The organism is Pseudomonas sp. LAM2023, from assembly GCF_016620375.1.
GTDB lineage: Bacteria > Pseudomonadota > Gammaproteobacteria > Pseudomonadales > Pseudomonadaceae > Aquipseudomonas > Aquipseudomonas anuradhapurensis.
In genome coordinates this window covers 450,959-465,314 of the sequence record NZ_JAENHV010000036.1, presented here as the reverse complement: position 1 = coordinate 465,314, position 14,356 = coordinate 450,959, and the positions used below count along the sequence as shown (strand labels likewise).

Genomic DNA, 14,356 nt, shown 5'->3' with positions numbered 1-14,356 from the left:
CAACTGGCTGGCCGGCGACAAACAGCAGACGAAAAAAAGCCCGCCAGTGTGAGAGCGGGCCAAGGACCTACGAAGATTCTTCTAGCGACCAACTAGCTTCCACGATAGGTCGAATAGCTGTACGGCGAGATCAGCAGTGGCACGTGGTAGTGCTCTTGCTGCTGGTCAATGCCAAAACGCAGCACGACAACATCCAGGAACGCCTGGGCCGGCAGCTGCACGCCGCGGGCGCGGTAGTAATCGCCGGCACTGAACTGCAGTTGGTAGACACCGGTGCGGTAGTCGTCACCCTGCAGCAGCGGCGCGTCGACGCGGCCATCGCTGTTGGTCAGGGCAGTGTTCACCAGCTCCAGCTGCTGGCCTTCGACACGGTACAGCTCGACCTTGATCGAGCTGCCCGGGCAGCCATGCGCGGCATCCAGTACGTGTGTGGTCAAACGTCCCATTGCTTGTCGCCTCTTGTTCAATCTGTGGGCAAAAAATACACGGCCAGCATCACGGCAAAGGCCATCGATGTGCGGGAAGGACACCATTAAGACATTTGGCCGAAAGATTGTACACAATTTTTTGAACCAATCCGCTTCACCGGCCGTTTCCCGCCCAGCCGCTCCCTTCTGTTGGCAAATACACGGGCAACTCAGGCTCCGAGCCGACGACAACGTCACAAGCTGACCAATCAGGCAGGTTTCTTGCAATGAAATTCCGGGCCGCGGCCAAGCGACAAAAGGGAAGAAATGCGGAAAAACAGGCTTACAAATGATTTCAGAAGTTGTATACAATCAGCCCATCCGGTGGTGCGACATCCCGACGCGGTCCGCCCACCCCCGCACAAACGCACAAGAAGGAAGACTGCAGTGAGCGCTGACTATCCTCGCGACCTGATCGGTTACGGCAACAACCCTCCTCACCCGCAATGGCCGGGCAACGCTCGCATCGCGCTGTCTTTCGTCCTCAACTACGAGGAAGGCGGCGAACGCAACATTCTGCACGGGGACAAGGAATCCGAAGCGTTCCTCTCCGAAATGGTCGCTGCCCAGCCGCTGCAGGGCGTGCGCAACATGAGCATGGAATCGCTCTACGAGTACGGCAGCCGCGCCGGCGTGTGGCGCCTGCTGAAGCTGTTCAAGGACAGCGGCGTACCGCTGACCATCTTCGCCGTGGCCATGGCCGCCCAGCGCCACCCCGACGTGATCCGCGCCATGGTCGAAGCCGGCCATGAGATCTGCAGCCACGGCTACCGCTGGATCGACTACCAGTACATGGACGAGGCCCAGGAGCGCGAGCACATGCTCGAAGCCATCCGCATCCTTACCGAAATCACCGGCGAACGCCCGCTGGGCTGGTACACCGGCCGCACCGGCCCGAACACCCGCCGCCTGGTGATGGAGGAAGGTGGCTTCCTCTACGACAGCGACACCTATGACGACGACCTGCCCTACTGGGAGCCGAACACCCCCACCGGCAAGCCGCACCTGGTGATCCCCTACACCCTCGACACCAACGACATGCGCTTTACCCAGGTACAAGGCTTCAACTGCGGCGAGCAGTTCTTCCAGTACCTCAAGGATGCCTTCGATGTGCTGTACGCCGAAGGTGCCGAAGCACCGAAAATGCTGTCGATCGGCCTGCATTGCCGCCTGGTCGGGCGCCCGGCGCGCCTGGCCGCGCTGAAGCGCTTCGTCGACTACGCCAAAAGCCATGACCAGGTCTGGTTCGCCCGTCGCGTGGACATCGCCCGCCACTGGCACACCACCCACCCGTACCAGAAAGAGAACGCCTGATGACCGCCTTCAAGACCCTCAAGCCATCCGCCCTGGACCGTGAAGCCTTCGTCAAGGCCTTCGCCGACATCTACGAGCACTCGCCCTGGGTTGCGGAAAAAGCCTACGACCTGGGCCAGCTGGCAGAACTGGACGAGATCGAGGCGCTGCACCAGCGCATGAGCGACATCCTGCTCAGCGCCAGCCACGCCGAGCAGCTGGCGCTGATCAACGCGCACCCGGACCTGGCCGGCAAAGCAGCCATCCAAGGCGAACTGACCGAGTCGAGCACCAATGAGCAGGCCGGCGCCGGTATCCACCAGTGCACCGCGGAAGAATTCGCCCGTTTCACCGAGCTGAACGACGCCTACAAGGCCAAATTCCAGTTCCCGTTCATCATGGCGGTAAAAGGCAGCAACCGGCACCAGATCCTCGCCGCTTTCGAAAAGCGCATCCACAACGACGCCGATGCCGAATTCAAGGAAGCCCTGGCGCAGATCAACCTGATCGCGCTGTTCCGCCTGCTGCAGCTGTAACCGGCGCGGCAACCCTTGAACCTGAACCAGAACAACGAACATAGAAGAGATATCCGCATGCGCACCCTGATGATCGAGCCCCTGAGCAAAGAAGCCTTCGCCCCCTTCGGAGACGTGATCGAAACCGATGGCAGCGACCACTTCATGATCAACAACGGCTCGACCATGCGCTTCCACAAGCTCGCCACGGTGGAAACCGCCGAGCCTGAAGACAAGGCGATCATCAGCATCTTCCGCGCCGACGCGCTGGACATGCCGCTGACCGTGCGCATGCTGGAACGCCATCCGCTGGGCAGCCAGGCTTTCATCCCGCTGCTCGGCAACCCCTTTCTGATCGTGGTCGCGCCGGTTGGCGATGCACCTGTATCAGGCTTGGTCCGAGCCTTCCGCAGTAATGGCAGGCAGGGCGTTAATTACCATCGCGGCGTCTGGCACCACCCGGTGCTGACGATCGAAAAGCGGGATGACTTCCTGGTGGTTGATCGCAGCGGTTCTGGCAACAACTGCGACGAGCATTACTTCACCGAGGAACAGATGCTGATCCTCAATCCCCACCAATAAGAAAAGGTCGGTCATGCAACGGCCCAGCCTGAGCGGGTGACCGGCAAGAGGTACATACTGTGGAAGCACACCTTCACGAATGGCTGAACCTGAGCATTCGCTGGGTTCACATGATCACCGGCGTAGCCTGGATCGGTGCATCGTTCTACTTCGTCTGGCTGGAGAACCACCTGAACCGAAGCAACCCGCGCGATGGGTTGTCGGGTGATCTCTGGGCAATTCACGGCGGTGGTATCTACCACCTGGAGAAATACAAGCTCGCACCACCGAAAATGCCCGAGAACCTGCACTGGTTCAAATGGGAAGCCTACTTCACCTGGATGTCCGGTATCGCCCTGCTGTGCGTGGTGTTCTACTGGAACCCGACGCTGTACCTGCTGGCCCCTGGCAGCACCCTGAGCGGTGCCGAAGGCGTGGCCATCGGTATCGGCTCGCTGATCGCCGGCTGGTTCATCTACGACTTCCTGTGCGACTCGCCCCTGGGCAAGAAGCCAGCGCTGCTCGGTGCCGTGCTGTTCGTGCTGATCATCGCCGCCTGCTGGGGCTTCAGCCTAGTGTTCAGCGGCCGTGGTGCGTACCTGCACACTGGCGCGATCATCGGCACCATCATGGTCGGCAACGTGTTCCGCATCATCATGCCGGCCCAGCGCCAGCTGGTGGCGGCAATCGAGAACAACCAGACGCCCGACCCGGTACTGCCTGCCAAGGGCCTGCTGCGCTCGCGCCACAACAACTACTTCACCCTGCCGGTGCTGTTCATCATGATCAGCAACCACTTCCCGAGCACCTACGGTAGCCAGTACAACTGGCTGATCCTGGCCGGTATTGCAGTAGCCGCGGTACTCATCCGCCACTACTTCAACACCCGCCATGACAGCAACAAGTACGCCTGGACCCTGCCGGTCGGTGCCCTGGCGATGATCTGCCTGGCCTACGTGACCGGCCCCAAGCCGATGCCCTCCAGCCCTGAGCAGGCCGCAGCGAAGGTCGAGTACCAGCCGCTGCCGGCGACCGCTGTTGGTGGCAAGACCGCTGCCGAGCAACGCGCCGAGGACGCCGCCAAGGCTGCCGCAGCACCTGCCGCGCCCGCCGAAGCCCCAGCCCAGGCCACGGCCCAGGCGGGCGGCGAGAGCTTCGACAAGATCCACAATGTCATCCAGGAACGCTGCACCGTGTGCCACTCGTCCAAGCCGACCAGCCCGCTGTTCAGCAGCGCGCCTGCCGGCGTGATGTTCGACACCCCGCAGCAGATCCAGGCCCAGGCCGCGCGCATCCAGGCGCAAGCGGTCGCCAGCCAGATCATGCCGCTGGGCAACATCACCCAGATGACCACCGAAGAGCGCAAGCTCGTCGGTGACTGGATCGCCAAAGGCGCGCCGGTCAACTGAAACACAATCGTCGGGATCACACCGCTCCCTGTGGGAGCGGGTTTACCCGCGAAGAGGCCGGCAATACCGGCCTCGAACTTGAAGATTCACGCAACAAGCAAGCATCGAGCGTCAGCCCCAGGCGGGAACTCCAGGCTCTCCACAGCGTGAGCCTGCCGCTTGGTGCCGGCGCTTGGATCCGAGAATAAAAACAAAACTCGAGGTGCTGCATGTCCGAGTCACGCAAGGCGTATATCCCTGTTGCGCCGCCGCGAGAGCCCTTGCCCCTGTTCCAGCTGATCCTGGTTGGCCTGCAACATGTCCTGCTGATGTACGGTGGCGCGATCGCCGTGCCGCTGATCATTGGCCAGGCCGCCGGGCTGTCCCGTGAAGAAGTCGCTTTCCTGATCAACGCCGACCTGCTGGTAGCGGGTGTCGCCACCATCATCCAGTCATTCGGTATCGGCCCGGTGGGCATCCGCATGCCGGTGATGATGGGGGCCAGTTTCGCTGCCGTCGGCAGTATGGTGGCCATGGCCGGCATGCCCGGCGTGGGCCTGCAGGGGATCTTCGGCGCGACCATCGCCGCCGGGTTCTTCGGCATGCTGATCGCGCCATTCATGTCCAAGGTCGTACGGTTCTTCCCACCCCTGGTCACCGGCACGGTGATCACCTCGATCGGCCTGTCACTGTTCCCGGTGGCAGTCAACTGGGCCGGCGGCGGCCAGCAGGCTGGCACCTTCGGTGCGCCGATCTTCCTGTTGGTGGCCGGCCTGGTGCTGGCGGTGATCCTGCTGATCAACCGCTTCATGCGCGGGTTCTGGGTCAACGTGTCGGTGCTGGTCGGCATGGGCCTGGGCTATATCCTGGCCGGTGCCATCGGCATGGTCGACCTGTCGGGCCTGAGCCAGGCACCGTGGCTGCAAGTGGTCACCCCACTGCACTTCGGCATGCCGACCTTCAGCCTGGCACCGATCCTGTCCATGTGCCTGGTGGTGGTGATCATCTTCGTCGAGTCCACTGGCATGTTCCTGGCGCTGGGCAAGGTGACCGGCCGTGAAGTGACCCCAGGCATGCTGCGTCGCGGCCTGTTGTGCGATGCCGGGGCGTCCTTCGTCGCCGGCTTCTTCAACACCTTCACCCACTCCTCGTTCGCCCAGAATATCGGCCTGGTGCAGATGACCGGGGTACGCTGCCGCTATGTCACCGTGGTGGCTGGCGCGCTGTTGATCCTGCTCAGCTTGCTGCCCAAGGCCGCCTTGCTGATTGCCTCGATCCCGCCTGCGGTACTGGGCGGCGCCTCCATCGCCATGTTCGGCATGGTTACCGCCACCGGGATCAAGATTCTGCAGGAGGCGGACATCGGCGACCGCCGCAACCAGTTGCTGGTCGCGGTGAGCGTCGGCTTCGGGCTGATCCCCGTGGTGCGCCCGGAGTTCTTCGCCCAGATGCCGCAGTGGATGGAACCCATCACCCACAGTGGCATCGCCATGGCCACGGTCAGTGCGCTGGTGCTCAACGTGCTGTTCAACATCCTCGGCGGTGCCGATCGCGCGGCGCACAACGCCTGCCATCAGCACTGAAGCAACCCGCCTGGAGCAACAGGGGGCGGCGCATAGCCGCCCCCGCCTCGACCTCGTCGTAAACGCTGTACCGTCGGCCCGCCGGAATGGGCCGCCCGGGGCGCCTGCGCGCCAAAAAAACCCAACAAAAACAATAAGTCCGGGAACCACAACATGAAACGCATCACCTCGTCCCTCTTGCTGGGCAGCAGCCTGCTGGCCACCCTCCCCGCCCACGCCGGGGAATGGCTGCAGTGGCACGGCGAAAGCCTGACCTACCTGTATGGCAAGGACTTCAAGGTCAACCCCCGCATCCAGCAGACGATCACCTTCGAGCACGCCAACAAATGGAAGTACGGCGACACCTTCATGTTCGTCGACAAGGTCTTCTACAACGGCAAGGCCGACCCCGGCAAAGGCGTCACCAGCTACTACGGGGAGTTCAGCCCGCGCCTGTCGCTGGGCAAGATCACCGGCCACAAGTTCGAACTGGGCCCGATCAAGGATGTGCTGGTCGCCATGACCTACGAGCGCGGCGAGGGCGACAACGAGGCCTACCTGATCGGCCCTGGCTTCGACCTGGCCATCCCCGGCTTCAACTATTTCACCCTGAATTTCTACCTGCGTAACACCGAAGGCAGCCGCCCCGGTGACAACGTCTGGCAGATCACCCCGGCCTGGTCCTACACCGTGCCCGTGGGCAAGTCCGACATTCTGATCGACGGTTACATGGACTGGGTGGTGGACAACGACCAGACCCGTCGCGGGACCTACCACGCCAACCTGCAGTTCAACCCGCAGGTCAAGTACGACCTGGGCAAAGCCCTCGGCCTGGGCGCCAAGCAGCTGTACGTGGGCATCGAGTACAGCTACTGGAAGGACAAGTACGGCATCGACAGCCAAGGCAACGTCGACAGCAACCAGAGCGTCACCAGTGCGCTGGTCAAGGTGCACTTCTAAGAAGTTGACCAAACGCACAAGTTTGGTCCGTCGCGCTCCAGGACGGAGCACTTGAGGCAAGGCGCGCAAGCCAGTAATCTGCGCGCCCCCTCGATCAGGGCAGAACGGATTCTGCCTGCGTTTACTGACCGCTCAGTCAATGAATACGGGCGGTTGGCCAACGTGTTGCCAGCCTGAAAGACCCTTTTCATCCGTTCAGAACGAAGTCGAGCAGGAAGGTTTTGCCAGCCCGGGAAAGTTGGCTCAACCCTTGCCAAACAGCTGTGGCCTATCGAAAAAAACTGACTCGAAAGACAAAAAAAGCGCGATAACGCGCTGACAACAGATCAATCAAGGGAGCGAAATTCGCAATGCGTACCATCAACAGCCTGATCCTCGCCGGCGGCCTGCTGGCCTGCGGCACCACCTTTGGCGGCGACCTGCTGCAATGGCAGAACAACAGCCTGACCTACCTGTGGGGCAAGAACTTCAAGGTCAACCCGGCGATCCAGCAAACGCTCACCTTCGAGCACGCCGACGCCTGGAAGTATGGCGACAACTTCATCTTCGTCGACAAGATCTTCTACCAGGGCCAGAAAGACGCCGGCAACGGCCCGAACACCTACTATGGCGAGATCAGCCCGCGCCTGTCCTTCGGCAAGATCTTCGATCAGAAGCTCGAGTTCGGCCCGGTCAAGGATGTGTTGCTGGCGATGACCTACGAGTTTGGCGAGGGTGACACCGAGTCGTACCTGATCGGCCCCGGCTTCGACCTGGCCATCCCCGGGTTCGACTACTTCCAGCTGAACTTCTACAACCGCACCACCGATGGCAGCCGCGCTGGCGACAATGTATGGCAGATTACCCCGGTGTGGTCGTACACCATCCCGGTCGGTTCTTCCGACGTGCTGATCGACGGCTTCATGGACTGGGTGGTGGACAACGACGAGAACCGTCGCGGCACCTACCAGGCCAACCTGCACTTCAACCCGCAGATCAAGTACGACCTGGGCAAGGCCTTGCACCTGGGTGAGAAGCAGTTGTACGTGGGTGTGGAATACGACTACTGGAAGAACAAGTACGGCATCAAGGATTCCGATGCCTTTACTACTGACCAGAACACCATGAGCTTCTTGCTCAAGGTTCATTTCTGAGTTGAACCTTCGGGGCCGCGTTGCGGCCCATTCGCTACCAACCTCGCTCCCACAGGCGCAGCGCACCGTGTAGGAGCGGGTTTACCCGCGAACCGGGGCTACGCCCCGGCCACGCACCTCAATTGGCCGGCCGAACCGCCCGCCACAGTTTCCCTGCCAGGCTTACCAGGGCCAGCACCACCGCACCGGCCACAACCCCGACGCCGCCATTCAGCAGCGCTACGGTCAACGCCCCGCCACGCCCTTCACTGATCGCCTCGATGGCGTGATGCAGCGGCGCGATGCCATGCACCAGGATTCCGCCGCCGACCAGGAACATCGCCGCAGTGCCGATCACCGACAGGCTCTTCATCATGTACGGCGCGGCCCACAAGATGCCGTTACCCACCGCCTGGGCCAGGCGTGATGCCTTGCGGGTCATCCACAGCCCGAGGTCATCGAGCTTGACGATGCCGCCCACCAGCCCGTACACACCGATGGTCATGACCACCGCGATGCCCGACAGCACGATGATCTGCTGGCTCAACGGTGAGTCAGCGACGATGCCCAGGGTAATGGCGATGATTTCCGCCGAAAGGATGAAGTCGGTGCGCACCGCGCCCTTGATCTTGGTTTTCTCGTACGCCACCAGGTCGACATTGGCGTCCGCCACAGCTTCCTTGTGGGCCTCGTGCTGCGCCTCATCCTCCTCCTTGCTGTGCAGGAACTTGTGCGCCAGCTTCTCGAAGCCCTCAAAGCACAGGTAGGCACCGCCGAGCATCAGCAGCGGTATCACCGCCCAGGGAATGAACGCACTGATCAACAGCGCCGCCGGTACCAGGATGGCCTTGTTCACCAACGACCCTTTGGCCACCGCCCACACCACCGGCAGCTCGCGATCGGCGCGCACGCCGGTGACCTGCTGGGCGTTCAGCGCCAGGTCATCGCCCAGCACCCCTGCGGTCTTTTTTGCCGCGACCTTGGTCATCAGCGAGACGTCATCGAGCACCGTGGCGATGTCGTCGATCAGTACCAGTAGACTGCTTCCTGCCATGTTTGTCTGCTTCCGGATGAATGAATGCTGCCGATTCTAGCGCAAAGCCGCTGCCTTGAGCCCCCGTCGAGCCCGGTGCTACCATGCCCGATCCCTCTTAGAGGTGGCCAGACACGAGGAAGATCCCTGACCATGAGCACCATTCGCGAGCGCAACAAGGAACTGATCCTGCGCGCGGCCAGCGAGGAATTCGCCGACAAGGGCTTCGCCGCCACCAAGACCAGCGATATCGCGGCCAAGGCCGGCCTGCCCAAGCCGAACGTGTATTATTACTTCAAGTCCAAGGACAACCTCTACCGCGAGGTGCTGGAAAGCATCATCGCGCCGATCATGCAGGCGTCGACCCCGTTCAATGCCGACGGCGACCCGAAAGAAGTGCTGAGTGCCTACATTCGCTCGAAGATCCGCATTTCGCGCGACCTGCCGCATGCGTCCAAGGTGTTCGCCAGCGAGATCATGCACGGTGCCCCGCACCTGTCGCCGAACCAGGTGGCGCAGTTGAACGAGCAGGCCCGGCACAACATCGAATGCATCCAGCGCTGGATCGACCGCGGGCAGATCGCCCACGTCGACGCGCATCACCTGATGTTCAGCATCTGGGCAGCGACCCAGACCTATGCCGATTTCGACTGGCAGATCTCGGCGGTGACCGGCAAGGCCAAGCTGGCCGACAGCGATTATGACGCTGCGGCGGAGACCATCATCCGCATGGTACTCAAGGGGTGTGAGCCCGAGGTGGCCTGACCCTCGGCGCTGGCTGCTGCGCGGATGAACCCGTTCCCACAGAGGCACCATGAGCTTCTAAGCCTGTGATGGTCCTGTGGGAGCGGGTTCACCCGCGAATAGGCCTGAACAGGCAATAGAGAATCAGGCTGCTACACCGGCATCCGCTCTCAACCCCACCTCCTCGATCGCACTGATCGCGCACTGCTCGTCGATATCCGACGTATCCCCGCTGATCCCTACGGCACCCAGCACCTTGCCGTCCTGATCACGCACCAGCACGCCACCCGGCGCCGGCACCACCGGCCGTTCACCCAAGCCGTTCAGCGCGGCAAAGAACGCTGGCCGTTGCTGCGCATCCAGCGCCAGCAAGCGCGAGCCCTTGCCCAGCGCAATCGCGCCCCAGGCCTTGCCAGTAGCCACCTGCGGGCGAATCAGGCTGGCACCGTCTTCGCGTTGCAGCGCCAGCAGGTGGCCGCCGGCGTCCAGTACCGCCACGGTCAGCGGTGCAGCATTGATCTTGCGGCCCGCCGCCAGCGCGGCATTCACCAGGCTGACCGCGACTTTCAGGTTCAAAGCGTTCATGGAAAGGTCCTCTTCTTGTTGTGAGAAGCCCTGAGGGCAGTTGAAAACAATAGGACCAATAGAACACAACGAGTTGCATTTTTGTATACAATATTTTGAAACGATCGTATGCGATGATGCAAACGCCCGTTTTCTTGGGCGCTCGAACGAAAGCATCCACTGCCGACGAAAACCCGTTGACCTGAGCGGCCAGCCATGAATACACTCTGGCGCAAAGCAAGTTGTATACAATTACAAAATCGATGAGGCACAAACCATGAGCAAAATGAGAGCAATCGATGCAGCCGTTCTGGTCATGCGCCGTGAAGGTGTAGATACCGCGTTCGGCATCCCGGGGGCTGCCATCAACCCGTTGTACTCGGCCCTGAAGAAAGTCGGTGGCATCGATCACGTCCTCGCTCGCCACGTCGAAGGCGCCTCGCACATGGCCGAGGGTTATACCCGCGCCAACCCGGGCAACATCGGCGTGTGCATCGGTACCTCCGGCCCAGCCGGCACCGACATGGTCACCGGCCTGTATAGTGCCTCGGCCGACTCCATCCCGATCCTCTGCATCACCGGCCAGGCGCCGCGCGCGCGCCTGCACAAGGAAGACTTCCAGGCGGTCGACATCACCAACATCGTCAAGCCGGTAACCAAGTGGGCCACTACCGTTCTGGAGCCAGGCCAGGTGCCTTATGCGTTCCAGAAAGCCTTCTATGAAATGCGCACCGGCCGCCCAGGCCCGGTACTGATCGACCTGCCGTTCGACGTGCAGATGGCCGAGATCGAGTTCGACATCGACGCCTACGAACCGCTGCCCGTGCACAAGCCGTCCGCCACCCGGGTACAGGCCGAAAAAGCCCTGGCCCTGCTCAATGACGCCGAGCGCCCGTTGCTGGTTGCCGGTGGTGGGGTCATCAACGCCGACGCCAGCGACAAGCTGGTCGAGTTCGCCGAACTGACCGGCGTACCGGTCATCCCGACCCTGATGGGCTGGGGCACCATCCCTGACGACCACGCGCAGATGGTCGGCATGGTCGGCCTGCAGACCTCGCACCGCTATGGCAACGCCACCCTGCTGAAATCCGACCTGGTGTTCGGCATCGGTAACCGTTGGGCCAACCGCCACACCGGCTCGGTCGACGTCTACACCGAAGGCCGCAAGTTCATCCACGTCGACATCGAGCCGACCCAGATCGGCCGGGTGTTCACCCCCGACCTGGGTATCGTTTCCGACGCCGGCAAGGCGCTGGACGTGTTCCTCGAAGTAGCCCGCGAGTGGAAAGCCGCAGGCAAGCTGAAGTGCCGCAAGGCCTGGCTGGAAGACTGCCAGCAGCGCAAGGCCAGCCTGCAGCGCAAGACCCACTTCGACAACGTGCCGGTCAAGCCGCAACGCGTTTACGAAGAGATGAACCAGGTGTTCGGCAAGGACACCTGCTACGTCAGCACCATCGGCTTGTCGCAGATCGCCGGTGCGCAGTTCCTGCACGTGTACAAGCCACGCCACTGGATCAACTGCGGCCAGGCCGGCCCGCTGGGCTGGACCATCCCTGCTGCCCTGGGCGTGGTCAAGGCCGACCCGAAACGCAAGGTGGTCGCGCTGTCGGGTGACTACGACTTCCAGTTCATGATCGAAGAACTGGCGGTGGGCGCGCAGTTCAACCTGCCGTACGTGCACGTGCTGGTGAACAACGCCTACCTCGGCCTGATCCGTCAGGCACAGCGTGGCTTCGACATGGATTACTGTGTACAACTGGCGTTCGAGAACATCAACGCCACCGACGCCGCCACCTACGGTGTCGACCACGTTGCCGTGGTCGAGGGCCTGGGCTGCAAGGCCATCCGCGTGTTCGAGCCGGCAGACATCGCCCCTGCCCTGCTCAAGGCACAGAAGATGGCCGAAGAGTTCCGTGTGCCGGTGGTGGTCGAAGTGATTCTCGAGCGCGTCACCAACATTTCCATGGGCACCGAGATCAACGCGGTCAACGAGTTCGAAGACCTGGCCCTGGTCGGCAACGACGCGCCAACCGCCATCTCGCTGCTGGACTGATCGCCTGACGCCCCCGTGCCGGCCCCTGTTGCAGGGGCGCCGGGGGCCTTCACCGCAAGGAGACACACCATGCCTCGCTTCGCTGCCAACCTGTCCATGCTGTTCACCGAACAGGACTTCCTGGCCCGCTTCAAGGCTGCCGCCGATGCTGGTTTCAGCGGCGTCGAATACCTCTTCCCGTATGACTTCAGCGCCGCCGAGATCAAGCAGCAGCTGGAGGCCAACGGCCTGACCCAGGTGCTGTTCAACCTGCCGGCCGGCGACTGGGCCAAAGGCGAGCGTGGCATCGCCTGCCACCCGGACCGCGTCGCGGAGTTCCGCGCCGGGGTCGACAAGGCCATCGAATACGCCAAGGTGCTGGGCAACACCCAGGTCAACTGCCTGGCCGGCATTCGCCCACAAGGCCCGGACTGCGCCACCGTGCGCAAGACCTTCGTGGAGAACCTGCGCTACGCCGCCGACAAGCTGAAAGCCGCCGGGATCCGCCTGGTCATGGAAATGATCAACACCCGCGACATCCCCGGCTTCTACCTGAACACCACCAAACAGGCCCTGGAAATCCAGGCCGAAGTGGGCAGCGACAACCTGTTCCTGCAGTACGACATCTACCACATGCAGATCATGGAAGGTGACCTGGCACGCACCATGGAAGCCAACCTGAAGCTGATCAACCACATCCAGCTGGCCGACAACCCGGGCCGTAACGAACCCGGCACCGGCGAGATCAACTACCGCTTCCTGTTCGAGCACCTGGACCGCATCGGCTACCAGGGCTGGGTGGGCGCGGAGTACAAGCCGCTGACCACCACCGAAGCGGGCCTGGGCTGGCTGAAGACCCATAACGCAATTTAAGAAACAACGCGGAACACTGTGGGAGCGGGCATGCCCGCGAACACCGGCGAAGCCGGTGCCACCCACCGAGTTGTCTGCGTCGCGGGCAAGCCCGCTCCCACAGGGGGCCAAGGCTCGCTTGAGATATCACAAATACAAAGAGGCACATTCTCATGGCTAAAATCGGTTTCCTCGGCACCGGCATCATGGGCAAGCCCATGGCGCAGAACCTGCAAAAGGCAGGTCACAGCATCTTCGTTTCCACCCACCACGACGCCGCCCCAGCCGACCTGATCGCCGCTGGCGCAGTGGCCCTGGCCAACCCGAAAGAAGTGGCCCAGGAAGCCGAGTTCATCATCATCATGGTGCCGGACACCCCACAGGTCGAAAGCGTCCTGTTCGGTGAAAACGGCGTGGCCGAGGGCGTGGGCCCGAACAAGGTAGTGATCGACATGAGCTCGATCTCGCCGACCGCGACCAAAGCCTTTGCCGAAAAGATCAAGGCCACTGGCGCTGCCTACCTGGACGCCCCGGTATCCGGTGGTGAAGTGGGTGCCAAGGCCGCGACCCTGAGCATCATGGTCGGCGGCTGCCCGAAGGCCTTCGAGCGCACCCTGCCGCTGTTCGAAGCCATGGGCAAGAACATCACCCGCGTGGGTGGCAACGGCGACGGCCAGACCGCCAAGGTGGCCAACCAGATCATCGTTGCCCTGAACATCCAGGCCGTGGCCGAAGCCCTGCTGTTCGCCGCCAGGAATGGTGCCGATCCTGCCAAGGTGCGTGAAGCGCTGATGGGTGGCTTCGCCTCGTCGAAGATCCTCGAAGTGCATGCCGAGCGCATGATCAAGGGCACCTTCGACCCAGGCTTCCGCATCAACCTGCACCAGAAGGACCTCAACCTGGCCCTGCAAGGCGCCAAGGAATTGGGCATCAACCTGCCCAACACTTCCAATGCCCAGCAAGTGTTCAACACCTGCCAGGCCCTGGGCGGCGGTAACTGGGACCACTCGGCGCTGATCAAAGGCCTGGAGCACATGGCCAACTTCTCGATCCGCGACGACAAGTAATGCGAATCCGGGGGCTGCCGCGCAGCCCTTTCGCGACACAAGGCCGCTCCTGCAAGCGGTACGCGATCCCTTGTAGGAGCGGCCTTGCGTCGCGAAAGGGGCGCAAAGCGCCCCCAGGATTCCAGATCCACACCGTTGAACCTGCGACCACAGTCCCAGCGGTGAACCCGAGCAACACCCGCCCCTGGTTCGGCCTGCACGGAGGC

At 62.3% G+C, this 14,356-nt stretch carries 14 protein-coding genes; 11 read left to right on the top strand and 3 right to left on the bottom strand.

Going from position 1 to position 14,356, the window contains the following annotated elements; translation table 11 throughout:
* Positions 1-92 precede the first annotated feature (92 nt).
* Positions 93-446: a hydroxyisourate hydrolase gene (gene uraH, locus JKP78_RS21895; protein WP_170030997.1), complete on the bottom strand. Its 354-nt coding sequence runs from the start codon at positions 444-446 to the stop codon at positions 93-95.
* Between the two features lie 408 nt (positions 447-854).
* Here uraH and puuE point away from each other — a divergent pair, with 408 nt between their 5' ends.
* The 7 genes from puuE (at position 855) to JKP78_RS21860 (ending at position 7,879) form a co-directional block, all read left to right on the top strand.
* Positions 855-1,781 (top strand): allantoinase PuuE, encoded by a 927-nt coding sequence (puuE, locus tag JKP78_RS21890; RefSeq protein WP_200627585.1) that lies wholly within the window; start codon positions 855-857, stop codon positions 1,779-1,781.
* A complete protein-coding gene (gene uraD / locus JKP78_RS21885; protein WP_170031001.1) occupies positions 1,781-2,296 on the top strand; it encodes a 2-oxo-4-hydroxy-4-carboxy-5-ureidoimidazoline decarboxylase in 516 nt (171 codons plus the stop codon). The genes puuE and uraD overlap by 1 nt, the downstream gene beginning before the upstream one ends.
* Before the next feature lie 57 nt (positions 2,297-2,353).
* Positions 2,354-2,857, top strand: a complete 504-nt coding sequence (locus JKP78_RS21880) for an ureidoglycolate lyase (RefSeq protein WP_056801462.1) — start codon at positions 2,354-2,356, stop codon at positions 2,855-2,857.
* A gap of 59 nt (positions 2,858-2,916) precedes the next feature.
* A complete protein-coding gene (locus tag JKP78_RS21875) occupies positions 2,917-4,245 on the top strand; it encodes a urate hydroxylase PuuD (protein WP_186688429.1) in 1,329 nt (442 codons plus the stop codon).
* A 209-nt stretch (positions 4,246-4,454) separates the two neighbouring features.
* On the top strand, positions 4,455-5,807 hold the full coding sequence (locus JKP78_RS21870; protein ID WP_200627584.1) for a nucleobase:cation symporter-2 family protein: 1,353 nt from the start codon (positions 4,455-4,457) through the stop codon (positions 5,805-5,807).
* 153 nt (positions 5,808-5,960) lie between these two features.
* Complete coding sequence (locus JKP78_RS21865) at positions 5,961-6,746, top strand: outer membrane protein OmpK (protein ID WP_170031007.1); 786 nt, start codon at positions 5,961-5,963, stop codon at positions 6,744-6,746.
* Between the two features lie 350 nt (positions 6,747-7,096).
* Positions 7,097-7,879 carry an outer membrane protein OmpK gene (locus JKP78_RS21860; RefSeq protein WP_186688433.1) on the top strand — a complete coding sequence of 261 codons (783 nt, stop codon included), beginning with the start codon at positions 7,097-7,099 and terminating at the stop codon, positions 7,877-7,879.
* Positions 7,880-7,997: 118 nt separating this feature from the next.
* Here JKP78_RS21860 and JKP78_RS21855 read toward each other — a convergent pair whose 3' ends face one another.
* Positions 7,998-8,912 (bottom strand): DUF808 domain-containing protein, encoded by a 915-nt coding sequence (locus JKP78_RS21855; RefSeq protein ID WP_186688435.1) that lies wholly within the window; start codon positions 8,910-8,912, stop codon positions 7,998-8,000.
* Between the two features lie 132 nt (positions 8,913-9,044).
* Here JKP78_RS21855 and JKP78_RS21850 point away from each other — a divergent pair, with 132 nt between their 5' ends.
* Positions 9,045-9,656, top strand: a complete 612-nt coding sequence (locus JKP78_RS21850; RefSeq protein ID WP_013973538.1) for a TetR/AcrR family transcriptional regulator — start codon at positions 9,045-9,047, stop codon at positions 9,654-9,656.
* Positions 9,657-9,779: 123 nt separating this feature from the next.
* Here JKP78_RS21850 and JKP78_RS21845 read toward each other — a convergent pair whose 3' ends face one another.
* The gene (locus JKP78_RS21845) at positions 9,780-10,220 is read right to left on the bottom strand and encodes a GlcG/HbpS family heme-binding protein (protein WP_170031013.1); all 441 of its coding nucleotides are present in this window, start codon (positions 10,218-10,220) and stop codon (positions 9,780-9,782) included.
* A gap of 256 nt (positions 10,221-10,476) precedes the next feature.
* On the opposite strand from JKP78_RS21845, the gene gcl reads away from it, so the two are divergent.
* From gcl to JKP78_RS21830, 3 genes are all read left to right on the top strand, one after another.
* A complete protein-coding gene (gcl, locus tag JKP78_RS21840) occupies positions 10,477-12,252 on the top strand; it encodes a glyoxylate carboligase (protein ID WP_186688437.1) in 1,776 nt (591 codons plus the stop codon).
* Positions 12,253-12,321: 69 nt separating this feature from the next.
* A complete protein-coding gene (gene hyi, locus JKP78_RS21835; RefSeq protein WP_200627581.1) occupies positions 12,322-13,104 on the top strand; it encodes a hydroxypyruvate isomerase in 783 nt (260 codons plus the stop codon).
* 152 nt (positions 13,105-13,256) lie between these two features.
* Positions 13,257-14,150, top strand: coding sequence for a 2-hydroxy-3-oxopropionate reductase (locus tag JKP78_RS21830; RefSeq protein ID WP_170031019.1), 894 nt, complete (start codon positions 13,257-13,259; stop codon positions 14,148-14,150).
* Positions 14,151-14,356 lie beyond the last annotated feature (206 nt).

What these genes read in the sequence shown, in the direction of transcription:
- uraH (WP_170030997.1), bottom strand. Translation starts at nt 446, where the DNA reads ATGGGACGTTTGACCACACACGTACTGGATGCCGCGCATGGCTGCCCG.
- uraD (WP_170031001.1), top strand. Translation starts at nt 1,781, where the DNA reads ATGACCGCCTTCAAGACCCTCAAGCCATCCGCCCTGGACCGTGAAGCC.
- JKP78_RS21880 (WP_056801462.1), top strand. Translation starts at nt 2,354, where the DNA reads ATGCGCACCCTGATGATCGAGCCCCTGAGCAAAGAAGCCTTCGCCCCC.
- JKP78_RS21870 (WP_200627584.1), top strand. Translation starts at nt 4,455, where the DNA reads ATGTCCGAGTCACGCAAGGCGTATATCCCTGTTGCGCCGCCGCGAGAG.
- JKP78_RS21865 (WP_170031007.1), top strand. Translation starts at nt 5,961, where the DNA reads ATGAAACGCATCACCTCGTCCCTCTTGCTGGGCAGCAGCCTGCTGGCC.
- JKP78_RS21860 (WP_186688433.1), top strand. Translation starts at nt 7,097, where the DNA reads ATGCGTACCATCAACAGCCTGATCCTCGCCGGCGGCCTGCTGGCCTGC.
- JKP78_RS21855 (WP_186688435.1), bottom strand. Translation starts at nt 8,912, where the DNA reads ATGGCAGGAAGCAGTCTACTGGTACTGATCGACGACATCGCCACGGTG.
- JKP78_RS21850 (WP_013973538.1), top strand. Translation starts at nt 9,045, where the DNA reads ATGAGCACCATTCGCGAGCGCAACAAGGAACTGATCCTGCGCGCGGCC.
- JKP78_RS21845 (WP_170031013.1), bottom strand. Translation starts at nt 10,220, where the DNA reads ATGAACGCTTTGAACCTGAAAGTCGCGGTCAGCCTGGTGAATGCCGCG.
- gcl (WP_186688437.1), top strand. Translation starts at nt 10,477, where the DNA reads ATGAGCAAAATGAGAGCAATCGATGCAGCCGTTCTGGTCATGCGCCGT.
- hyi (WP_200627581.1), top strand. Translation starts at nt 12,322, where the DNA reads ATGCCTCGCTTCGCTGCCAACCTGTCCATGCTGTTCACCGAACAGGAC.
- JKP78_RS21830 (WP_170031019.1), top strand. Translation starts at nt 13,257, where the DNA reads ATGGCTAAAATCGGTTTCCTCGGCACCGGCATCATGGGCAAGCCCATG.